The following is a 23266-nucleotide window of genomic DNA, read 5'->3' on the forward strand; positions in this document are numbered from 1 at the left end:
GATGACCGGGAAAGTTTGTATATTACTCATGGATTCTTTTGGGATAGGCGCTAGTTTAGATGCGGATCGTTATGGTGATGAGGGGGCGAATACCTTTCTCCATATTCATCAGGCATGTGAGCTGGGAGAATGCGATAGTATTGGAGTGCGACAAGGTCCATTGAAGATACCAAATTTGGCTAAATTGGGACTCTATCATGCTGCATTAGCCAGTTGTGGACTCCGTTTTGTGGAATTGTCTTCGTTTTCTGATCCCGAAGGGTATTATGGCTACGCAGTGGAGCAGAGCTTAGGAAAAGATACTCCAAGCGGGCATTGGGAATTAGCAGGGGTCCCTGTTACCTTCGAATGGGGTTATTTCCCCGATCAACCGTTTTGCTTTCCAAAAAAATTAATTGATGAATTCATTCATCGTGCTGGCATACCCGGCGTGCTCGGTGAAAAACATGCTTCCGGAACCACAATTCTTGAAGAGCTTGGTGAAGAGCATATGCAAAGTGGTAAGCCCATTGTTTATACTTCTGCAGACAGCGTATTTCAAATTGCTGCACACGAAGAAAGTTTTGGTTTGCAGCGTCTATATGAGATCTGTGACATTGCGCGTTCCTTAGTAGATGAATATCAGATTGGGCGTGTCATTGCCCGACCTTTCATTGGTCAGCCAGGATCCTTCAAACGCACGTTTAACCGTAAGGATTATGCGACTTTGCCTCCTGCTAAAACTTTGCTTGATTATATGAAAGAGGCGGGTCGGGAAGTAATCGCACTAGGGAAAATCGCTGATATTTATGCACATCAAGGTATTACTCAAGTCATAAAAGCGGACGGGAATATGGCTTTATTTGATGCCACTTTAAATGCCATGAAGAACGCTCCTGAAGGCAGTTTGGTGTTCACTAATTTTGTTGACTTTGATTCATCATACGGCCATCGACGGGATGTGATTGGCTATGCACAGGCGCTGGAAGCGTTTGACGCACGTCTTCCAGAACTTACCGCTATATTGAAACCAGAAGATATAGTCGTCATTGCCGCAGATCATGGATGCGATCCGACTTTTGCTGGCTCAGATCACACAAGAGAGCATATCCCCGTATTAGTATATGGCCCAAACCTTAATAGTCGATTTATTGGACGTAGGGATACCTTTGCGGACATTGGTCAAAGTATTGCTCAGTATCTTGGTTTGCCGAATTTGTCCCATGGCATTTCATTTTTTATCTAATTTTTTCAGGTCTTGATGGGTGGATCAAGCATCTATCAATACCTGATACAACAAATTATTCTTTTTATACCCTTGTTTTTTCATGCATCATCCCCATTTATGTGATTCCTGTTTGATTTGAGGATTTTAATTTTGGAACAATTTCATGGCACAACCATACTCTCAGTAAGACGAGGAAACCAAGTAGTTATTGGTGGCGATGGCCAAGTAACTTTAGGCAACACCGTAATGAAAGGTAATGCGCGTAAGGTGCGGCGCCTCTATAAAGATCAGGTTATTGCAGGTTTTGCTGGCGGTACTGCGGATGCATTTACTCTATTTGAACGTTTTGAAAGTAAACTGGAAATGCATCAAGGACATTTGGTCCGTGCGGCAGTTGAACTGGCTAAAGATTGGCGAACCGACAGAATGTTGCGTCGTCTTGAAGCAGTTCTTGCAGTGGCGGACGTTAAATCTTCCCTAATTATTACTGGGAATGGCGATGTAATCGAACCAGAAAATAGCTTGATTGCTATCGGCTCAGGAGGTCCTTTCGCCCAGGCAGCGGCACGCGCATTGATGGAAAATACAAAATTATCCGCAATGGAAATTGTACGTAAAGCATTAACTATTGCTGGAGATATTTGTATTTATACCAATAACAATTTAACTATAGAAGAATTAAATCATGGCAACAAATAACAGCATGGCGACTACTCCTCGTGAGATTGTCCGAGAGGTAATGACCCCTCGTGAAATTGTCCAGGAACTGGATAAATATATTATTGGCCAAGATAATGCGAAAAGAGCGGTAGCAATAGCATTGCGTAATCGTTGGCGGCGAATGAATATCACCGATCCCGCTTTGCGCAACGAAATTATGCCAAAAAATATTCTTATGATTGGGCCAACTGGAGTGGGTAAAACTGAAATTGCCCGCAGACTGGCTAAGCTGGCGCGCGCTCCATTTATCAAGGTTGAGGCTACAAAATTTACTGAAGTCGGCTATGTAGGTCGAGATGTCGATTCGATTTTACGGGATTTAGCAGACATTGCAGTAAAACAAGAACGTGAATACGCGATGAAAAAAGTAGAACATTTAGCTGAAGATGCCGCTGAAGAGCGTATTCTGGATGTATTACTTCCACCTGCACGCGGTAGTTTAACCCCAAGTGAAAAAGACAGTACTGCCCGACAGGTTTTCAGGAAACAACTGCGGGAAGGAATCCTCAATGACAATGAAATTGAGATTGAAATTTCAGCATCTCCGATAGGAATTGAAATTATGGCTCCTCCTGGAATGGAAGAAATGACGAACCAGCTGCAATCCATGTTTCAACAAGTTGGCACCCACAGAACGAAAACACGGAAAATGACTATTGCTAAGGCAATGAAAATTTTACGCGAAGAAGAGGCAGCCAAACTAATTAATGAAGATGACATTAAAATTCGGGCCATCGAAAATGTAGAACAAAATGGAATTGTATTTATAGATGAGTTAGATAAAGTAGCACGAAGAGCCGAAAACAGCGGCGGTGGGGACGTCTCCCGAGAAGGTGTACAAAGAGATCTACTGCCATTAGTTGAAGGAACATCCGTTACGACTAAATACGGTATGATTCGATCAGATCATATCCTATTCATTGCCTCTGGTGCCTTCCATGTAGCCAAGCCTTCTGACTTAATTGCTGAGTTGCAAGGTAGATTGCCCATTCGAGTCGAATTGTCAGCCCTTTCGGTTGACGATTTTGTACGAATTCTTACAGAGCCTACTGCATCATTGACTTTACAATATAGTGCATTAATGGCTACAGAAGGTCTCACCTTAACTTTTGATGAGACTGGGATAAAACGAATTGCCGAAGTGGCATGGCAAGTGAATGAGCGCACAGAAAATATAGGCGCGCGTCGATTGTATACCGTAATGGAACGTTTATTAGAAGTTGTTTCATTTGACGCTACAGATAAATCTGGTGAATCAGTCCATGTGGATAAAGCCTATGTTGAAAAAAATCTAGGACAGCTGGTTGCTGATGAAGATTTAGCTCGTTATATTCTTTAAGTTAAAGAAATCTTGTTGAAACGCACCTCGAATAAGAGGCACGCTCATTTCAGTTGCGTTTCACCAAGCTTAATCATTTAGTTATCTACGCACCATTTGTTTTCTTGAATTCATTCAAATTTTTTTCCCTTCTTGAACAATTGAAACAAAAGCATAATGCATTGTTTCTCCTCCCATTGAGTGACTTGTATATTTCTATAGTTAAGCATCGCTTTGGAACAATGTTTTGTCAGGATGTGTGAATGTTTTTTCATGATGACATTTCTAGCATTTGTGATTTTGCAAAAAGTCTTGATTCGAAAAAAAAAATAGTATGTGATAAAAAAGAAGGTGCAAGTTCTAAAAACAGATGTCTCATGGAGGAGAAGAAAATGTCACATAATTTAAATTCTATTGCTACTATCAGTGAAAAGCTTGAGCTTTTAGAAGAAGAAGTGGATAATTCTTCAAAAAATTATGGGCCTCATTCTTCGAGTGAAGGTGTCAAGGCATATTCTTTTTTTAAATGCTCAAGACGCAGTTCAATTTTTCCCGACCCCTATACCAAAATTTGGAATAATACTCATGGAGGCTCAAACACGAAACGTATTAAGGCATTGCTTTTAGATTACACCAAAGAGAATTGTGTATTCGGTTCCTTTATTGGCCGTTTGATTTCGGGTCATTGGAATAGACACCATGTCCAATCAGTCAGTAAAATTATCGCAAAAATTTCCATTAAAAATTATTATGATTCTGCTGAGGATATTGTCTCTGAGCTTAAAACCTTAAAACCTGAAAAGGGGGGATCTTTGTACCAACGAATCAAATATATTGAAAAAAAATTAGAAGACCAATTAAATTATGATTATAAATTTTTTAATCTATGACAACCTGTTGAGTTCCTGGCAATTATCCGAATAAACTTGAATGCCCTGCCTTGAACTCAATGATGTTCATGATGATGGAGTTGTTTTGATGTCTAATCCTTATATTTTGGTATTATATTACTCGCGTACCGGTTCTGTGGCTCAGCTGGCACAATTTATAGCGCGAGGCATTGAACGTGTTGCAGGTATTGAAGCACGAATTAGAACCGTCCCACCTGTTTCTACAACATGTGAGGCAGTGGATAAAGCCATTCCAGATCAAGGGGCACCCTACGTCACTTTGGATGATTTACGTCAGTGTCATGGTCTTGCTTTAGGCAGTCCTACCCGCTTTGGGAATATGGCGGCTCCCATGAAATATTTCCTGGATACAACGTCATCTTTATGGCTGGCCGGTGATCTCATTGATAAACCTGCTTGTGTGTTTTCTTCTTCAGCCAGCATGCATGGAGGTCAAGAAACTACTTTGTTGAGCATGATGTTGCCATTAATACATCAGGGAATGATTTTATTAGGCGTTCCCTATTCTGAACCGTCATTAAATAATACAATGAGTGGGGGAACACCCTATGGCGTGACTCATGTTTCGGGTGTGGCAAATGATCGCGATCTGAGCCAGGATGAAATCAATATGGCAAAACACTTAGGGGAGCGGTTGGCTCGTGTTGCTCTTCAGCTAGACAAAAAATAATGAACTATGGGAGCCGCTCACATCCTTCAGTTCATGTCGAGAAAATGGAGCGATTCCCTTCATGTGTATTTCTCTAAGCTACAATAAATAAAAGAGTTTAAAAAATGAAAGTAATTAGTTTTAATGCCAATGGTATCCGTTCTGCGGCACGTAATGGTTTTTATGAATGGCTTGCAATGCAAAATGCTGATTTTGTTTGTATCCAAGAAACAAAGGCACATCCAGAACAGTTAATACCTGAAGAATTGTACTATCCACGGGATTATTTTTGCGAGTATTTTTCTGCGCAAAAGAAAGGTTATAGTGGTGTAGCCATTTATGCACGCCATAAACCTCTTCGTGTTGTTAAAGGAATTGGTTATGATTATTGTGACAATGAAGGGCGATATATCCAGTTTGATTATCCGAAACTCAGTATCGTTTCGCTTTACTTGCCTTCAGGAACAAGTGGTGAAGATCGGCAGACCGTAAAGTACAGTTTTCTTGAACAATTTGCCCAGCATTTATTGCAATTAAAAAATGAAGGTCGAGAACTTATCATTTGTGGTGATTATAATATCGCGCACAAACAGATTGATTTAAAAAATTGGCGAGGAAATCAAAAAAACTCTGGGTTTTTACCTGAAGAGCGAGCATGGATGGATGGATTATTTGGTTCGATGGGCTTCATTGATGCATTTCGCGTCCACAATCAGCAGGAAGAACAATATACCTGGTGGTCTTTTAGAGGACGAGCATGGGAAAAAAATGTAGGATGGAGAATTGATTATCAGGTAGTTACCCCAGGCCTAACGGAACATGTGATTGACAGTCGAATCTTTCGAGAGCCTCGTTTATCGGATCACGCCCCTTTATTGATTGAATATAAAGGAGAATGGCATGCTTAAGTTAGCCAGCTGGAATGTCAATTCTTTGAAAATTAGACTCGATCAGGTATTAGGCTGGTTTGACGCGAATCGCGTTGATGTTTTAGCCATGCAAGAAACCAAATTGATTGATGATAATTTCCCTGCTACTACTTTTACGGAAAGAGGTTATCATGTCATATACTCGGGACAGAAGTCTTACAACGGGGTTGCAGTTATCAGTCGATATCCTTTCTCTGATGTTCTCAAAGATATCCCTGCATTTGCTGATCCCCAGCGTCGCATTTTAGTGGTAACTGTTGCGGGTATCCGGTTAATCAATTTGTATGTGCCCAATGGATCGGATTTAACATCAGATAAATATCAATACAAACTCAATTGGTTGCAAAAGGTTACTGCCTTTATTCAACAGGAAATAAGCCTTTATCCAAATGTTGCTGTGGTTGGTGATTTTAATATTGCTCCAGAAGATCGGGATGTTCATGATCCGGCTGAATTCCTGAACTCTGTGTTCGTAAGTCCGGCGGAGCGAGAAGCATTTACTCAATTATTACAACTTGGTCTGCATGATAGTTTTAGAAATTTTATGCAGGACGATAAAGCATTTAGTTGGTGGGATTACCGTGCCGCTGCGTTTCGACGCAACAGGGGGTTGCGCATTGATCATATTTTATTAAGTAAATCGCTGAATAAATTATGCAGGCAATCTGTGATTGATAAAGAACCTCGTAAGGCTGAAAGACCTTCTGACCATGCGCCGGTTTGGGTTGAATTAGACTTAAATCACAGTATCAGTTAGGACCCGTGTTATAATCAGTGTCGAATTGAGAGAGATCTGTAGGAACTTCATCATTGTTTAGTTTTTCAAGTTGGATACTCGTCTCTTTTTTGGAAACTTCTGCCGTTTTGGGATTTGTTGGCTCATTTGTATCAAGATGAGTTAATACAAGACCATATGTACTGGTGGTTTGATGCGTTTCTTCCATACACAAGATTTCTTTTAAATAAGTAATAATCAATTCTGCTGATAATTTCTGTCCATCACTGAATTCATATTCAGGATGTTTTGCTAGTATGAATTCTGCAATTCGTGATGAATTGAACGCTGTCCCTATGGAATTTATTTGTCTTTGCAATAGTTTAATATTATTGGATGAGTAAGACTCATCCTTTATATCCGAAAGTTTCATGAGATAGGTATGACCTTTATTAACTTCATTGAGAGCGGTTTGATATTCCTGATAAAGATTACCCAGATCGCTCCAACTTTTGATTTTCCCTAAAAATTTGATTTCTGCAAAATCTTTAGCATATTCCGATAAAAATACTTCCATTCCTTTGTGTACTGACATTTTAGGCTGATCTCTTATCTCTAAAAAATTAGATGCAGATTCTAGTTGCCCATCAAGGCAGTAACCTAAAAAATTGCCACTCCATTCATAAAGTAGATCGGCTTTTTTTGCTCGATCATATTGAGAAATAAAAGAATCAATAATTCCATTTAAACCATCAGGCAAGCTCACATGGGAATAAGCGTGATTGAGTGGGGCGTAGGGGTCTATATGGAGATCGATACCGTCTATAGACAATAAGTGAGGCTGTGCCGGATTCTTCTTTATGTATCCAAATCCTACACCTATATAAGATCTTTTATTTTCCGTTAATTTGATGATGGCATCTAAACAAGGGAAGTTGGAAATTCCATTTTTTTTACAATCTTCAGCAATTTCATTCAATTTTATAATTCGATCTCTGTCATTTTTTTGTTCTTCTCCTTGTTTTGAATCGGAATTTTTTATTTCGATTTCAATTTTTTTCCTAGCTTCTTTTACTGATCTGGTCTCTTTGTCAGTTGAAGATTTTCGAGTAATGAAATCTGTAAATTTTTTAAAATTAGATTTTTTGTGAAAAAAGTCTTTGAACTCTATCTCCAGTAGGTTCTGCAACTTCCCATCAAGTGGAGGATATTTTTTTATTATTTCAAGAAAGTTTGGTTTTTTGAATTCTGCATTTAGCTTATTATTAGGAAATTTTTTTTCAAAATCCTTTAAGAAATCACTTAAAGGGCGTTGGCTAAATTCACTACCGAAAGGTGTTTCTTTTTTTAATTCTTTCAAAAATTCTAAAATATCTCTAGAAGGTTTTTGCTTTGATAATACAGAAAATAAACTATTTTTTTGGCGGAAAGCAATTGCGGATTCTTTATCATGTTTTTGCCTATCTGCGGCTTCGTCATCATTTGCAGTGCTTAACAGTCCGGTTAACCTGATGACTGTCTCCTCGGAACGATCAGGTAACTGATGTCCATCAGTAGGAACTATATCTTCGATAATTAGCTCAATTATATTTGCAGAACTATGGACACCACCGATGTTTTTATCTTTATGCTGTGTTCCTGAACCACATGTAATATCATAACCATATAAAATTCCATCTTCGATACATTGATTAATTTGCTTTATGGCTTCTGGATAATCTTCGCCTAAAGAATCCATAATATGTACTTTTTTCTTTTCTCTATCAATGACTATGGCTACCGAATGCTCCCCCAGTTTTGTTGGCAAGGAAAAAAAGACATAACGAGGTTCTGATTTAGAAAAATCGATACCCTTATCTTCTAATTGATTGGATAAATTAAAGTTTTTTCCTACTACGTCTGGTTCAACCATAATTGAAGTAAAATTATTTAAACCTAGGCCTCTCAGAACTCTTGAGGCGCTGTTCACAATGGATGAATTATCAAAGTTTATATTTCTTTTTATATAGGCATCACCACGTTTAAGTTGAATTTCACGGTCAAGATCATCAAAGGGCTTATATTTAATAGGCATATTAAAGTACAATTAGATATATATGTTAACATTATAGTCTATTATTAGTACTTGAATCCGGGAAAACCGCTGTGTAGGACGGATAATTTAATATGCTTAGAGAAGATGCTGTTTACCTATAAACTTTTCCTGGGTTAATGAAATAGCTTTAGGTTGCACCAAATAGGCAAATCAGTTAACAGCTATTACTATAAAAATTGCTTTAAATGGATTTTTCTGATATTGTTTTGCGTCATTTGCATCGAGTATGGTGCCTGACATACGGTTCAGGTGGCGATACTCATTTAAACTATAGAGAGTAGTATTATGAAGGCATCAATCCATCCAGATTATAAAACAGTTAAGGTCATATGCAGTTGCGGAGAAGAATTCGAAACTCGTTCAACCTTGTGTAAAGATTTGAACATTGAAGTATGTTCTCAATGCCATCCTTTTTATACTGGCAAGCAAAAATTGGTAGATACTGGCGGTCGTGTTCAAAAATTCCGTGATCGTTATAACAAGCGTGCTACGCAAACTGAAAAATAGAAAAAATAAGGCGCATTTTGCGCCTTATTTATATACTTCGCTCGAAGTATAACTTATTGACATATTGATCCTGCAATGCTAATTTGCGGTAGTTTTAGGTTCTTGATGTCCAATTCTTGCCTCAATTCAAATCATTTCATGACTGTTACTTAGATCCATTTAATCGGTACAGTCAGTATTTGCATGTGTCTATGACACTTGATTGAGCAATGGGTTGATAACTTTAGAAAAGTAGTTCAACTTGCTTTTCCGAAAGAATAGGGGTTAGTAGGATTTTTAGGCCTTACTTTAAGTTTTGTTTGATATGAAAAGAGAGTGAGTATTTTGGATAATGAAGTTTTAAAGCAGAGCGCGTTAGATTATCACGAGTTTCCAACTCCTGGAAAACTTGGTGTCCACGTTACCAAACCAACGGACTCTCAGAGTGATTTATCACTGGCATATACACCCGGTGTTGCGGCGCCAGTCATTGCCATAGCAGAAAATCCTGAAGATGCTTATCGATATACCAATAAAGGAAACCTGGTTGCAGTAATGACTAATGGGACTGCGGTATTGGGTTTAGGTGATCTCGGCCCACTTGCCAGTAAGCCCGTTATGGAAGGTAAAGCAGTCTTATTCAAGCGTTTTGCAGGAATTGATGTATTCGATATAGAAATTGATGCGCACGATGTACAAGCTTTTATTGGTACTGCAAAACGCATCGCACCGACCTTCGGCGGAATTAATTTAGAAGATCTCAAAGCGCCTGAATGTTTTGAAATTGAGCAAGCATTAATTGATCAATTAAACATTCCAGTTTTCCACGATGACCAGCATGGTACGGCCATTGTCGTTGCAGCAGGATTACTTAATGCGCTTGAACTGCAACAAAAAGAAATATCAGAAGCGAAAATTGTTTGTATCGGTGCAGGGGCAGCGGGAATTGCTTCCATGCGGCTTCTTGTTGCATTGGGTGCGCGTAAAGAAAATATGTTACTTTTAGATACCAAGGGAGTGATTCATTCGGGGCGTGCTGATCTTAATGCATATAAATTTGCTTTTGCCCGCACTACCGATTGTCGTACTTTAGCGGATGCACTTGTTGATGCGGATGTATTTATCGGTGTTGCAAAACCTGATTTATTAGATGCTGATTTGTTAAAATTAATGGCACCGCGACCAGTTATCTTCGCTTTATCCAACCCCGATCCTGAAATTAGGCCTGAATTGGCGTTTCAAATCCGCGATGATTTGGTTATTGCTACGGGTCGAAGTGACTATCCCAATCAAGTGAACAATGTTTTATGTTTTCCCTATATATTTCGAGGCGCATTGGATGTGCGTGCTAAATGTATTAATCAATCGATGCAAATTGCAGCAGTGGAAGCGATTCGGCAGCTGGTGCATGAGCCCGTCCCCCAGGTAGTCAAGGATAATTACCCAGGTGTTACGCATTGGGATTTTGGCCCTAACTACATTATTCCCAAACCTATAGATCCTCGTTTAAGAGAACGAGTGCCTGCTGCTGTAGCTCAGGCTGCAATAGCAAGCGGCGCGATTAAGTAGTTGTTATTTAGAATAAAGTAGCTTCCTGATTGCATTTAGGAATCTCAAGGTGTAGCAGTATGCCGTATGAGAGGCACTAGCTTGTGCTCAGGAAAACAGGTGAATTAATTGAATAAGAGTGTTCACTGTTGAATGAAACAGTGTTTGCTCTTGCTCAACCAAATAGTAAGGAGATTACTTTGCTTTCTGAAAACCGAAGAAATAACGCTTTAATTGGATGGCTTATATGTGGTCTTGGAGCGCTATTTTACAGTTATGAATATTTGCTTCGTATCGCGCCGAGTGCCATGGAAGCTGCGTTGCGTGAGCATTTTAATTTATCAGCAACAGGATTTGGTCATATTTCTTCCGTCTATTATTATGCCTACGTACCGATGCAATTACCTGTTGGTATTATGATGGACCGTTATGGCCCACGAAGGTTGTTAACCTTTGCCTGTTTGGTATGTGTCATAGGAACTTTTTTATTTACAAGCACTACATCCTTTTGGGTTGCCGCTTCAGGTCGTTTTTTAGTCGGATTAGGGTCAGCTTTTGCTTTTGTTGGTGTTTTAAAGCTCGCTACAATTTGGTTGCCAGAAAACAAATTGGCTATGGTTTCCGGTATTACTTCAGCTTTGGGAACAGTAGGTGCAATGCTTGGAGATAATTTTCTAGAAATATTTGTAACAAGAATTGGTTGGATCAAAACCTTAAACATGACCGCCTTATTTGGAATTTTATTAACCTTTCTTTTATGGTTAGGCATTCACGATAAAAAAGGACGTTACAGACAAAGTGGTACTGTATCTACTTTTAAAAGAGGCTTGGTTGACCTAAATATTATTATGAGTAACAGACAAATCTGGATTAACGGCTTATACGGTTGCATGGTTTATTTACCGACTACAGTTTTTGCTGAACTCTGGGGTATCCCTTATTTAAGGAGTGCCCATGGTTTGTCTGCGCACGCTGCAGGTTTGGCGAATTCATTACTTTTCTTAGGTTTTACTATAGGTGCGCCGCTCATGGGCTATTTTTCGGACCGGATCGCCCGCAGAAAATTGCCTATGCTTATGGGCGCCAGCATTGCTACGGTATTAATGCTGGTCATTCTTTATTTCCCTGGATTAAATGAAACTAATGTACAGATCCTCATGTTCTTCTTAGGCTTATGTTATAGCGCACAAGCGATTGTATTTGCAGTCGGAAGAGAGTTAAGTCCTGGTGAAGCAGCTGGTACTGCAATGGCATTTACCAATATGGTGGTGATGCTTGGTGGGATGTTATTACAGCCTTTGGTAGGACATTTATTAGATTTTAGTTATTCATTGCGGAGCGGTGCTTCGATTTCTTCAGCTTTAGTTGTAGAAAATGTAAATAAGTTATACAACATAACCGACTATCGCATAGCGCTGGCTTTTATACCCATTAGCATGTTTATTGCTGCTTTATTAACTTTCTTCTTAAGGGAAACTCACGCTCATGCACCTAAATAATATCGTTTCAAGAAAACAATTGTTCTTTGGCATGTTTATTTGCTTTATTGGAGCTATTTTTTATTGCTATGAATTTATATTACGAATAATTCCTGGCGTCTTACAGACTGAGCTAAGTACGGCGTTAGGACACATATCGGCGACGACTTTTGGGCAAATATCTGCTTTATATTATTTTGCATATTCACCCATGCAAATGCCCGTAGGAATGCTTATGGATAGATTCGGTCCCCGGCGACTTTTAACCTTTGCCTGTCTCTGTTGTACCGTTGGTTCCTGGATGTTTACTTTGACTTCGTCCATGTTTCTGGTTGGGGCGGGACGTTTTCTCGTAGGTTTTGGATCTTCATTTGCATTTGTAGGCGTATTGTCTCTTGCATTGCATTGGCTCCCACGGCGTTATTTTTCATTGGTCGCAGGATTAATGACCACTCTAGGGATGTTAGGCCTTGTTTATGGTGAAGTGAAGATAACAGAATGGTCTGAGAGCATTGGTTGGGAACATGTATTATTTTTAATTGCGATTGTTGGCTCCGGTTTAAGTGTATTGATGTTCTTGGTGGTACGTGATGGCCCTAAAGGTCACCAGTCTAATAAGCATCCTCTTCCTGAATTTTTTAGAAATGTTTTGAAAGTGTTAATGTCGCCAGAAGTTTGGGTCATTGGATTTGTCGGGGCATGTTTGTATACCTCTTTGTCTGTATTCGGTGAATTGTGGGGAAAAACTTATCTAGAGCAAGCCCATCATTTAACTAAAGTAGAAGCAGCTAAAACAGTCTCCGCAGTATTTCTAGGTTGGGCTGTAGGTGCGCCTATCGCTGGATACTTATCAGATCATACCGGAAGACGTTTATTACCTTTGGTATTAGGTGCCATATTGGCCTTAATTTGTATTAGTCTTGTATTATATTGTCCTGGTTTGTCCTACGTGAGCTTAAATATTTTACTGTTTCTTTATGGTGTTTTTAGTGCGACAGAAATTATTGTATTTATTATGGCGAAAGAATGTAGTGGAGCCCAACTGTCAGGTACAGTATTTGCAGCAACCAATATGATAGTGACTCTTGCAGGAGTTATCTTCCAGCCATTAGTCGGTAAACTTCTGGATACCTTTGGCGATAGCGGTATTGTGGAGGGAGAGCATATCTATACCAATGTGGACTACCAAGTCGCATTATCCATATTACCTCTTTCACTATTATTGGTTACTATTCTGGCTTTTTTTATTAAAGACCATAAAGATCATCCTGTCGAAGCGACGACTTAGAATGAGTTCTTTCGCGCAGTGGAGCTTATTTTTTACTGCGCTTTAAAGCGCTTTCGGAAATCAATTAAATATTGCAAGTAACTCTTTAACTGGTTGGCGGAGAGAGGCTTGGCAATTTATAAAGCGTGATACTGGGAAGCTTATAATTTCCGCTTTTCGATAATGATATCGGGTAAACTCAGTATCATGGTTTGAGAGTATCACGGGTATTCCTTTGGCCGCGGTTTCTTGAGCCAATTCTGTTAATTCTATTTGATCTTCCGTTGTAAATATTTTTTTCGTATAAGGCAAGTGGGGTGATTTTTCTGAAAGAGGAACATAGGGTGGATCACAATAAATTACATCTCCGCGTTCAGCTTGTTCAAAAGTTTTTCTAAAATCATTATGAATAAATTTTGCTTGTTGGCTTTTGAGATAGAAAAACTGCATTTCTTTATAAGGAAAATAAGGCTTGGTGTAAAGTCCAAAAGGAACATTATAGATTCCTTTAGAATTGTATCGACATAATCCATTATAACCATGACGATTTAAATAAAGAAAAAATGCCGCTTTTTGTGGCGTATTGGCTAAAGTATTGAAATCAGATCTGATTTGATAATATTTTTCTTTATTGTTGAACTCAGGGCAAAAGAACTTCTCACAGAAATTAATAAACGATTTTCCTTGATTCTGTAAGGTAGTATAAAGCGAGATTAAATCAAAATTACTTTCAGCCAATAAATAAGACGAATACTGGGTATTCATAAAAATGACGCCTGAACCCGCGAAAGGTTCAATTAAGCGTTTCCCTGGTGGAAGAAAGGGAATTATATTTTGAAGGCAGTTGTATTTACTTCCTGCCCATTTGAGGAAAGGTCTGATTTTAACCATAGATTTTACCACGATTTATTCAGAACGAAGTATTGCTTATTTTAAGGAAAAAAAACAGAATTTTTTATTCGGTTTAATTTGAGCAAAACTTTATATGCTTTTTATTTTACAAACCAGTCATTTATTTTTATCATTGATTATTGAAACGAAATTCAATGAGAAGCTGTGATGAGTCAACGAGGAGGTAAAAGGGAGGGAGCAGGTCGCCCTTTAGGACGTGGAAAATTTGGATTAGAACCTACTAAAGCGATCCGGATTCCTATTTCTCGGCTTTCGGAAATTCACGCATTATTAGAAAAAGAATCTCAAAATTACAAATTACCACTGTATTCCAGCAAGGTCCAAGCAGGATTCCCTTCTCCCGGAGATGATTATATTGAAAAGTACCTGGATTTAAATCAGCAATTGATAAAACATCCTGCTACAACTTTTATCCTAACAGCTACAGGGGATTCGATGATTGGTGCAGGTATTCATTCTGGTGATCTTTTACTTGTTGATAAAAGCCTGGAAGCGCAACATGGGAAAATTGTGATTGCCGCACTTAATGGAGAGTTGACTGTTAAGCGTTTATCCAAACAAGGAGCGCGCGTGCAGTTAATTCCTGAAAATCCAAAATATAAACCCATTGATATTACTGAAGAGGAAGATTTAATTATTTGTGGCGTGGTGACCTTTGTTATCCATAGGCCAGAATAGATTTTTCCTGATCCGGTGAATAGGGCTTTACCCCTGGATGCTTTAGAATTTTGGTTATTTCTAATCAAACAAAGTATTCTAATCTTTGATCCTAGAGACCATGATAATCATTAGGGTAGGCAAAAAAAATCGATCATGCTACACACGACTCCAAATAATAGGAAATAAAGGATGATCCATGGGCGCTCCTGACGGAAGCTCATCACTTAAACCTGGAAAATCAGGTGAGGTTGTCCATTGGCGTGGTGCATGAGTGATGTCATCACCCAAAAAGCGTACAGAAAAAACTCTTCTTCTGAGGTTGTGACCTACACCACCTGCAGAATGAAGGGTCAGCATATGAAAACAAACCACATCACCTGGCGTTATCTGCCATCCTAAAATAGGATAATCTTCCCGTTTGGCATCAATATCCGGTAAGTCAGCAAGACTACCCTCAGGGAACCATTTTGTTTGATTGTCCTTAAAAGAACGAGGCATGAGCCAAGGCCCTAAATGAGAGCTTGCAATAAACTCTAAAGTCGATTCATAAGGGACAGGGTCAATTGGAATCCATAAACTGCAGTTTTGTAGCCCTTCAATATTATAATAGGGTTGGTCTTGATGCCAAGGAGTACGTTGCCGGGTTCCCGATTCTTTAACAAGAAGATGATCATGATAAAGGCGTGTTATTTTGCTTTTTCATCAGTTTACCTGCAATAAGGCTTACGGGAGATTTAAAAATAAACTGTTAATAATAAGAATTCATTTGCCATGTGCAAAAATCTTCAATAAATAACCCAGGATCATCTTCTTCACTGGCAATCTTGGCTCTACGGCTTGGATATTTCAAATTGAATTCAATGCCTTCAACCAATAAATCAATTTCTTCGGAGGTGAGCATGTTGCGAATACAGACAGCACCATATTTTTGATAAGAATCTATTAGAGCTGGGGTAACAGCTGCATCAACACGTTGAATCATTTGTTTAGAAAATGGAGTGCTGTTCATGTTCACAAAGAAATGAAATGGTTCGGAATAATGGTACTAAAATTTTGTGGAAAGAACCATTATTGTAAGGGCTCCAAAAAAATAAAGTAAAACATTTATTATATGAAAAAACATGAGCACGAGAAAAAGTTATGCTATTTTACCCTTTTGTCGTAAAAAGGATTTGAGGTGCAGGATTTATCTTTAAATTCTAGCGAAAGAAAAATAATTTTTCTTGCTTCTTTGGGTGGCGCTTTAGAATTCTATGATTTTGTTATTTACGTGATTTTCGCACCCATAATCAGTCAAATTTTTTTTCCGGAAACAGACAGATTGGCCTCGCTGATGAGTATTTATGCTGTCTTTGCGATTGGCTATTTAATTCGTCCACTAGGGGGAATTGGTTTTAGCCATTTTGGTGATAAATACGGTCGAAAAAAAACATTTATTTTTTCAGTTATTTTAATGGCTGTGCCAACAGTTCTCATCGGGTTTCTACCTACTTACCAACACATAGGTATCTTGTCGAGTATCCTGTTAATCACTTTACGTCTATTGCAAGGTTTGTCCATTGGGGGTGAGATTCCAGGAGCGCTCACCTTCACTTGCGAACATGTAAATCCCCGCTCAAGGGCACTTGCTTGCGGACTAATTTTTTCCTTTCTCAATTTGGGTATTTTTTTTGGGGCTTTAATCAGTTTAATTCTTACTCGTTATCTTACAACTGTTCAACTAGCAAGTTTTGGCTGGCGTATTCCCTTTATCATAGGGGGGCTGCTTGGAATATTCAGTTTTTACATTCGAAAGCAATTGGTAGAAAGCCCTTTATTCCTGGCATTTAAAAACGCAACAGAAAATACAAGAATTCCTTTTATTGAAGCAATGACTTTATATTGGAGAAAAATTTTACAAGGTGTCGGGATTACATGTCTGGGTTCAGTCATGATCAATTTAATCTTTCTGTATATGCCAACTTACCTTTCCACAATTTTGGTTTATCCTAAGCAACAAGCGGCATGCTACAATACAATTAATTTAGGCTTATATTCTTTACTGCTTATTTTGATTTGCTGGCTCAGTGATCGAATAGGGCGGCGATTCATTCTTTTCATTGGAATAACCGGTTTTATTTTATTAAGTTATCCTTTATTTGTCATTTTATCTTGGCAGACGACATCATCACTCATCATGGCATTTTCAATTTTTGCCCTTTTAAGCAGTTTAATCATGGTTTATCCAAGTATATTGGTTGAATTATTTCCAGTCTCCATTCGTTATACAGGAATAGCTATTTCGTATAATCTTGCATTTGCATTTTTTGGTGGATTGACTCCGTTTATTGCCACCTTTTTAATTGAGAAATACCACAATGCACTGGCACCCAGCTATTATCTTACTTTGACTGCAATGCTGTGTTTTATTGCACTATTAACCATTAAAAAACTCTTTGTCGAAACGGAGACTTCCCCATGATCCCTGTTGTTAGAATAGTTTACTTTTTCATTCTATTTTTATTGTTTTCTTTAGCTCATGCCGTTCGTCCTTTTATTATTGATACGGATGTGGGAATTGATGATGAGCTGGCGATTCTGTATTTATTAGCGCAAAAAGACATCGAAATTCAAGCGATCACAATAGCGGGTACTGGAGAGGCTCACTGTGCATCGGGATTAAAAAACATAGCTGGTTTGCTGTCCTTAATGCATCATGAAAACATTCCCTTGGCTTGCGGCAGGGAATCACCGATGTTTGGCATGCATCAATTTCCGGATTGGCTGAGAGAACTTGCAGATAATTTGGCTGGCGCTTCCGATTTACTGCCCAAAGTAAAAATTTCTTCCTCACAAACAGCGATGAAATTGTTGGAATCCACATTAAACAATTCAAAAGAACCCGTAGAAATTTTGGCAATTGGCCCCTTAACGAATCTTGGTGAGTTAGTGGAACAAATGCCAGAATTAAAAAACAAGATAAAAATGATTTACCTCATGGGTGGGGCGGTGAACACCGCTGGAAATTTGGTTGAGGTGGACAATACAATTAAAAATACTACGGCCGAATGGAATATATATGTGGATCCGCATGCCGCAGATAAAGTATTTCGTTCAGGAATACCCATTACCATGGTCGGGCTGGATGTGACCAATCAAGTTCCTGTCACCAAGGAATTTTATTTAAAGTTGAAAGAAAATCAAAACAGTTTGGCCCATCAATTTTTTTATGAGCTTTTTCACCGTAATGAAGCTGAAATCTTTGAACATAAGTGGTATTTCTGGGATGTACTTTCTGCAGTGGTTGCCTATGACCCCTCTATTGTTGAATCGACAAATAAGAAGTTGCGCGTGGTTTTAAGTCCGGAAGAACAATCAGGTACTACAGTCATTGATGCCAAGGGCAATATCGTGCGTGTATGTACTTCGGTAAATCGGGAGCAGTTGGAGAATATTTTGCTGGATACATTAAAAAAGACGTAACCATTCCATGAAAGGGGCGCAGCATCACTGGTGATATGGATTCCGGTTTTGCTGCGCATTTAATTAAATTTTATTTAGGAACAGAACGCTCTTCCTCAAAAAATGTTACTTTCCCTGTCTTGATATCATGTACTCCTGCGACAATCCCGATTTGCTTTTTACTGATTAATTCTTTTATGACTGGACTTCGCTCCTGGATCTCTTTGACCACATTCAGGGCATTGGCTTTAGCAATGGCATCAATTAACTTGGGATCAGCGCAATTTTTTATTCCCTGTTGCTGCATACTGGTTTGGACTACCTGTTTGATTTTATCTAAAACGTCTGTCAAATGCCCAAGTTGAGCACCCTCACAGGCACCTACTACTGCACCGCAAGAGGTATGTGCTAATACGACAATAAGCCGCGATCCCACTACTTGAGTTGCAAACTCCATGCTCCCTAAAATATCATCATTCAGCACATTTCCAGCGACACGTAAGGTAAAAAGATCTGCCAGGCCTTGATCAAAAAAGAATTCAGGAACACTGCGTGAGTCCATGCAATTAAGTATGACGGCAAATGGATACTGCCCAAAAGAAGATTGATGGGCTTGTTTTAGATAATCTCTTGTTATTGGAGTGTTGTTTAAAAAACGTTGATTTCCCTCTTTCAAACGCATTAACGCTTGCTTGGGTGTCATTTGCTGTTGTTTTTCTTGCGTTATCGTTTTGCTTAAAATAGGCGCTTCCTTGATTGCCTCACCGGCGGCTATGCTATTAAAAGAACTAAAACAAAATGCTAAAGCCAAAATCTGTGCAGAATATTTCATAGCTAACTCCGTTTTGTTGTTATCGTCATCCTGTATAAGGATGATAACTTAATTTGCAAAACCCATATACTCTTTTGCAGAATTCTTCATGAATAAAAATTTTTAATTCGTCAATTTTATGCCCTTGAATTTCTCTAAGTCGACATTATTTATTGGATGTAAGCAAATTTTTAGGAGAAGGTTATGAATATTTTAAGACGTGATTATTTTCCTGTATCTAATGAAATTGGTTCGCTTCTAGATAATTTTTTTAGAGGGCAACAAGCGGACTCCTCTATAGTAGACACCAGTACCTGGGCTCCCCCTGTTGATATTAAAGAAGAAAAAGAGCGGTTTTTAGTTCTTGCAGATATTCCAGGAGTAAACAAAGAAGACATTCAAATTTCTTTGGAGCATAACATTTTAACACTGCGGGGAGAGCGTCATTTCGAAAAAACAGAAAATAAAAATGGCTATACACGTGTAGAACGTTCTCAGGGCCAATTTTATCGTCGTTTTAGCTTACCCCAAACTGCGGATGATAAAAAAATAAGTGCTAAATACAAGCATGGAGTTTTGGAAATTTCTATTCCTAAGAAAGAAATGGCTGTAGAGAAAAAAATTGATATCACTGTAGAGGAATAACTCGGGCCTCATGTTTGCAGAGGTATACAGAATTTTCTGTATACCTCCCATGAAACTTTATGTAAAGCAATTTTAAAAATGATCAAGATTCTATTCTGTCCCGAGCAAATCTTGAAGTGAAATGAAGGATGGATTCCCCCCCTTCGCGGGAATGACATAGGTTAGAAATCATGTGATTTAATTCATATCATTCCCGCGCAGGCGGGAATCCGTTTCATAAACAAGGTGAGAAATTCAAGCAAAGGGACATTTTCCAAAAATGAAGTAAAATCTATGAAAATACGTCATTGCGGGTCAATATGACACATCTCTTTTGGACAAGGAGAAAACTCGAATGCGATGTTTGTCCGGATCTAGGGCTACAAGTGTATAGCCAAAATCCATACGCGTCGGAGATTGTGCTATAGTGATTCCTTGCTGTTGCCACCTTGAATATAATTCATCAATCATGTGATCTGCTGCTACCTGTAATGACAGTTCACCGCCACCACCCAGGGCTGATGCATCAGGCTCCACGGTATGTTTAGACCATAAGCCCAAACGTAAACCTGATTTTAAAGAAAACATGACAAATGTAGGGGAGGATTCAATAGGTTGGCTCTTGAGTAACCCTTCATAAAATGAGGCGCTAACCAAGGGATTGGCAACGTAAAAAATAATTAAATTAGGATCAAGATTCATGTGACACTCCGATTAAAGTTATGGAGATTTGAGTCTAAGGGATGATGATGACAGTTCTTGTCAGCAGTGATTTGACTGGAGGGAGCTATAGCTAACAATAAAAATTAATGATTTAATATCGCCAAACTATCCTGCCGAACGAGTAGGGATTCGATTATTTAAAAGGATGTTGCTGATGAATAAATTCTATGTTGATCCTGATATAGCTAAAGCTTCTACCTTACCTGCAGATTTTTATACCTCTTTAGAATGTTTTGAACAAGCAAAAGAAAAAATATTTGCCCGCACTTGGCAGTTTTGTTTCAGTTCTGAAAATTTGCGATTGGACAAGCAATTAGTACCTTTTACATTGTTACCTGGATTGCTCGATGAACCTTTATTGTTCGTCCGCGATGAACAAGACAATTTTCTATGCATGAGCAACGTATGTACTCATCGCGGTAATATTTTAGTAGAAGCGCCTTGCTCCGCTGAAAAAATAAAATGTGCCTACCATGGACGCCGATTTAGTCTCTCCGGAGAATTCTTGCATATGCCTGAATTCGAAAAAACGTGCAATTTTCCATCGGCGAAGGACAATTTACCCCGGATTCCATTTGATCACTTGGACCCATTCCTTTTTGCTTCATTAGCACCTCAGGTTTCCTTTAAGGAGGTATTTGCAGACATTAAAGAACGTCTTTTCTGGTTGCCCATAGAAAAAATGCGTCTCGATACAAATCGCTCGCGTGATTACTTGGTTAAGGCACATTGGGCTTTATATTGTGAAAATTACCTCGAGGCACTGCATATTCCTTTTGTTCACCATTCATTGAGAAAAGTAATTGATTGCACCAGCTATACTACAGAGCTTTATCGTTATTGTAATTTGCAGTTGGCTTTAGCAAGTCACGGCGAAGAAAGTTTTGTATTGCCAAAAGATTCACCTGACTATGGCAAACAGGTGGCTGCCTATTATTATTGGATTTTTCCAAACACGATGTTGAATTTTTATCCATGGGGATGCTCTGTAAATGTAGTGAAACCTTTAGGCCCTGAATTAACAAAAGTATCATTTTTAACTTTTGTACTCGATGAAACCAAATTGGGTAAAGGAGCTGGTGGGGATTTGGATAAAGTAGAACGGGAAGATGAAGCCGTTGTCGAATCGGTACAACGGGGAATTCGCTCGCGATTTTATACTGCAGGTCGATTTTCTCCGACAAAGGAACAGGGTACGCATCATTTTCAAAGATTATTGTGTGAATACCTCAATGAGTAGCCAATAAATTTTTGTTCATAACATGAGATGAAATTTGTCTCAATTCAAGGATTGAATGATGCACAAATTAGAACATGTGCCTTCACTGCAACGTCAACTTAATGCACGGATTTTGGGAATGATCACATTGGGAGGATCGATTGGAACCGGTATTTTCCTGGCGAGTGGAAGTGCTTTATCCTTAGCTGGTCCTGGCGGAACTCTGCTTGCTTATTTTATTATGGGCATCATGGTGTATTTTTTAATGACAGGACTTGGTGAAATGGCTGCATTTATGCCGACCACCGGTTCATTTTATGTTTATGCTTCTCATTTTTTTGATAAATCTTTAGGATACGCCCTGGGCTGGAATTACTGGTATAGTTGTGCCATTTATATCGCTTCAGAAATATCCGCTTCGGCACTTATCATGCATTATTGGTTTCCCAATAGTCCTTCTTTTCTGTGGTGCTCAGTTTCTCTCCTTTTAATTATTGCTTTTAATGCCATTTCGACTAAAGCGTTCGGTGAGGTAGAGTATTGGCTTTCATTTATCAAGATTTCAGTCATTATTTTATTTATCTTCACCGGTATTTTTTTGGTGATGGGGTTTACGGACTATAAAGCGGGTGGTTTCCAAAATTGGCGTATTGGCGATGGCCCTTTTCATAGCGGATGGGCTGGAGTCTTGGGTGCTTTTGTTGCTGCAGGTTTCTCTTTTCAAGGTACCGAGTTAATTGGTGTTGCTGCTGGGGAAAGCGCTCAACCTGCCAAAACAGTGCCTAAGGCAATTAAAATGGTTTTTTGGCGAATATTAATTTTTTTTATTTTATCGCTTTTTATTATTAGTTTGTTAATACCATATACTTCATCGCAATTAACAAGCTCCGATGTTGTCATGAGCCCATTTACTTTGGTATTTCAGCAATATGATAAAGTTTTTGCAGCAATGGTTATGAATGCAATTATTTTGATAGCGATCATATCAACAGCCAATTCAAGTATGTATGTCGGCAGTAGAATGCTATGGCATCTTGCCAAAGAGGGGCATGTCCCCCGAATTTTTTCTGTGGTCAATCATCGAGGCATTCCGATTTATGCATTGGCTTTAACCAGTGCAGTGGCCATGTTGGCATTTTTATCTTCCATTTTTGGTAATGGTACGGTGTATTTTTGGTTACTTAATGCCACCAGCCTTTCTGGTTTTATAGCGTGGATGGGTATTGCGATGAGCCATTACCGATTTCGCAAAGCTTATATACACCAGGGCAAGGATAAAGCCAAGCTACCCTATTTGGCTAAAGGATATCCCTTTGGACCCTTATTTGCTTTTGGCGTATGCATCATAGTTATCAGCGGACAGAATTATTCCGCTTTGATGGCAAATTCTATCGATTGGTATGGTCTTTTCATTTCCTATATTGGTATTCCACTTTTTGTATTAATATGGCTAGGTCATAAATGGATAAATAAGACTAAAATTATCCCTTTAAACGAGTGTAAGTTTGATTGTGATTGATATTAATATATTTATTATAAATATTAGGGAAAAA

The 23266-nt window shown here is 38.7% G+C and carries 21 protein-coding genes and 1 pseudogene; 17 read left to right on the forward strand and 5 right to left on the reverse strand.

The annotated features are described in order from the left end of the window. The first annotated feature begins 1 nt into the window (after position 1). The 7 genes from BU07_RS0106370 (at position 2) to xth (ending at position 6491) form a co-directional block, all read left to right on the forward strand. Positions 2–1225, forward strand: coding sequence for a phosphopentomutase (locus BU07_RS0106370; RefSeq protein ID WP_031564374.1), 1224 nt, complete (start codon positions 2–4; stop codon positions 1223–1225). A gap of 132 nt (positions 1226–1357) precedes the next feature. Then, positions 1358–1906, forward strand: coding sequence for an ATP-dependent protease subunit HslV (hslV, locus tag BU07_RS0106375; protein WP_031564375.1), 549 nt, complete (start codon positions 1358–1360; stop codon positions 1904–1906). Beyond that, a complete protein-coding gene (hslU, locus tag BU07_RS0106380; protein ID WP_172459792.1) occupies positions 1893–3266 on the forward strand; it encodes an ATP-dependent protease ATPase subunit HslU in 1374 nt (457 codons plus the stop codon). Before hslV ends, hslU begins: the two co-directional genes overlap by 14 nt. A gap of 371 nt (positions 3267–3637) precedes the next feature. Beyond that, on the forward strand, positions 3638–4135 hold the full coding sequence (locus BU07_RS0106385) for a DUF5617 domain-containing protein (RefSeq protein ID WP_031564379.1): 498 nt from the start codon (positions 3638–3640) through the stop codon (positions 4133–4135). Between the two features lie 88 nt (positions 4136–4223). Next, on the forward strand, positions 4224–4826 hold the full coding sequence (wrbA, locus tag BU07_RS0106390; protein WP_031564381.1) for an NAD(P)H:quinone oxidoreductase: 603 nt from the start codon (positions 4224–4226) through the stop codon (positions 4824–4826). A gap of 104 nt (positions 4827–4930) precedes the next feature. Beyond that, a complete protein-coding gene (locus tag BU07_RS0106395) occupies positions 4931–5713 on the forward strand; it encodes an exodeoxyribonuclease III (protein ID WP_031564383.1) in 783 nt (260 codons plus the stop codon). Beyond that, complete coding sequence (gene xth, locus BU07_RS0106400; protein ID WP_031564385.1) at positions 5706–6491, forward strand: exodeoxyribonuclease III; 786 nt, start codon at positions 5706–5708, stop codon at positions 6489–6491. The genes BU07_RS0106395 and xth overlap by 8 nt, the downstream gene beginning before the upstream one ends. Here xth and BU07_RS0106405 read toward each other — a convergent pair. Continuing rightward, positions 6484–8523: a hypothetical protein gene (locus BU07_RS0106405; RefSeq protein ID WP_051635494.1), complete on the reverse strand. Its 2040-nt coding sequence runs from the start codon at positions 8521–8523 to the stop codon at positions 6484–6486. The genes xth and BU07_RS0106405 overlap by 8 nt on opposite strands. 306 nt (positions 8524–8829) lie before the next feature. Between BU07_RS0106405 and rpmE the strand changes: the two genes are divergently transcribed. The 4 genes from rpmE to BU07_RS0106425 all read left to right on the forward strand — a co-directional run bounded on the left by rpmE (position 8830) and on the right by BU07_RS0106425 (position 13344). Next, positions 8830–9051, forward strand: coding sequence for a 50S ribosomal protein L31 (gene rpmE, locus BU07_RS0106410; protein WP_031564388.1), 222 nt, complete (start codon positions 8830–8832; stop codon positions 9049–9051). 324 nt (positions 9052–9375) lie between these two features. Beyond that, the gene (locus tag BU07_RS0106415) at positions 9376–10599 is read left to right on the forward strand and encodes a malic enzyme-like NAD(P)-binding protein (RefSeq protein WP_031564390.1); all 1224 of its coding nucleotides are present in this window, start codon (positions 9376–9378) and stop codon (positions 10597–10599) included. A gap of 179 nt (positions 10600–10778) precedes the next feature. Further along, on the forward strand, positions 10779–12077 hold the full coding sequence (locus BU07_RS0106420; protein ID WP_031564392.1) for an MFS transporter: 1299 nt from the start codon (positions 10779–10781) through the stop codon (positions 12075–12077). Next, entirely contained in the window at positions 12064–13344 is a 1281-nt protein-coding gene (locus BU07_RS0106425; protein ID WP_031564394.1) for an MFS transporter, read from the forward strand. The genes BU07_RS0106420 and BU07_RS0106425 overlap by 14 nt, the downstream gene beginning before the upstream one ends. Before the next feature lie 60 nt (positions 13345–13404). Here the strand turns inward: BU07_RS0106425 and BU07_RS0106430 are convergent, their stop codons facing one another. After that, complete coding sequence (locus BU07_RS0106430) at positions 13405–14214, reverse strand: Dam family site-specific DNA-(adenine-N6)-methyltransferase (protein WP_031564397.1); 810 nt, start codon at positions 14212–14214, stop codon at positions 13405–13407. A 168-nt stretch (positions 14215–14382) separates the two neighbouring features. Between BU07_RS0106430 and BU07_RS0106435 the strand changes: the two genes are divergently transcribed. Beyond that, positions 14383–14913, forward strand: a complete 531-nt coding sequence (locus tag BU07_RS0106435) for a LexA family protein (protein ID WP_031564399.1) — start codon at positions 14383–14385, stop codon at positions 14911–14913. A 138-nt stretch (positions 14914–15051) separates the two neighbouring features. Here the strand turns inward: BU07_RS0106435 and BU07_RS16715 are convergent. Continuing rightward, a pseudogene (locus BU07_RS16715) lies at positions 15052–15877 on the reverse strand (phytanoyl-CoA dioxygenase family protein). A gap of 195 nt (positions 15878–16072) precedes the next feature. On the opposite strand from BU07_RS16715, the gene BU07_RS0106445 reads away from it, so the two are divergent. Continuing rightward, positions 16073–17356 carry an MFS transporter gene (locus BU07_RS0106445; RefSeq protein ID WP_031564401.1) on the forward strand — a complete coding sequence of 428 codons (1284 nt, stop codon included), beginning with the start codon at positions 16073–16075 and terminating at the stop codon, positions 17354–17356. Then, complete coding sequence (locus BU07_RS0106450; protein WP_031564403.1) at positions 17353–18357, forward strand: nucleoside hydrolase; 1005 nt, start codon at positions 17353–17355, stop codon at positions 18355–18357. The genes BU07_RS0106445 and BU07_RS0106450 overlap by 4 nt, the downstream gene beginning before the upstream one ends. Positions 18358–18427: 70 nt before the next feature. Here BU07_RS0106450 and BU07_RS0106455 read toward each other — a convergent pair whose 3' ends face one another. Further along, complete coding sequence (locus tag BU07_RS0106455) at positions 18428–19168, reverse strand: carbonic anhydrase family protein (protein WP_031564405.1); 741 nt, start codon at positions 19166–19168, stop codon at positions 18428–18430. A 183-nt stretch (positions 19169–19351) separates the two neighbouring features. Here BU07_RS0106455 and BU07_RS0106460 point away from each other — a divergent pair, with 183 nt between their 5' ends. After that, positions 19352–19792 carry an Hsp20/alpha crystallin family protein gene (locus tag BU07_RS0106460; protein WP_031564407.1) on the forward strand — a complete coding sequence of 147 codons (441 nt, stop codon included), beginning with the start codon at positions 19352–19354 and terminating at the stop codon, positions 19790–19792. Between the two features lie 294 nt (positions 19793–20086). Here BU07_RS0106460 and BU07_RS0106465 read toward each other — a convergent pair whose 3' ends face one another. Next, complete coding sequence (locus tag BU07_RS0106465) at positions 20087–20473, reverse strand: VOC family protein (protein WP_031564410.1); 387 nt, start codon at positions 20471–20473, stop codon at positions 20087–20089. Between the two features lie 175 nt (positions 20474–20648). Between BU07_RS0106465 and BU07_RS0106470 the strand changes: the two genes are divergently transcribed. Both BU07_RS0106470 and BU07_RS0106475 read left to right on the forward strand, forming a co-directional pair. Next, positions 20649–21734 carry an SRPBCC family protein gene (locus BU07_RS0106470; RefSeq protein ID WP_031564413.1) on the forward strand — a complete coding sequence of 362 codons (1086 nt, stop codon included), beginning with the start codon at positions 20649–20651 and terminating at the stop codon, positions 21732–21734. A gap of 55 nt (positions 21735–21789) precedes the next feature. Continuing rightward, on the forward strand, positions 21790–23232 hold the full coding sequence (locus tag BU07_RS0106475; protein WP_242601841.1) for an amino acid permease: 1443 nt from the start codon (positions 21790–21792) through the stop codon (positions 23230–23232). The last annotated feature ends 34 nt before the right edge of the window (positions 23233–23266 follow it).

It is taken from the genome of Legionella wadsworthii DSM 21896 = ATCC 33877 (genome assembly GCF_000701265.1).
In the GTDB taxonomy this organism is placed as follows: Bacteria; Pseudomonadota; Gammaproteobacteria; order Legionellales; family Legionellaceae; genus Legionella; species Legionella wadsworthii.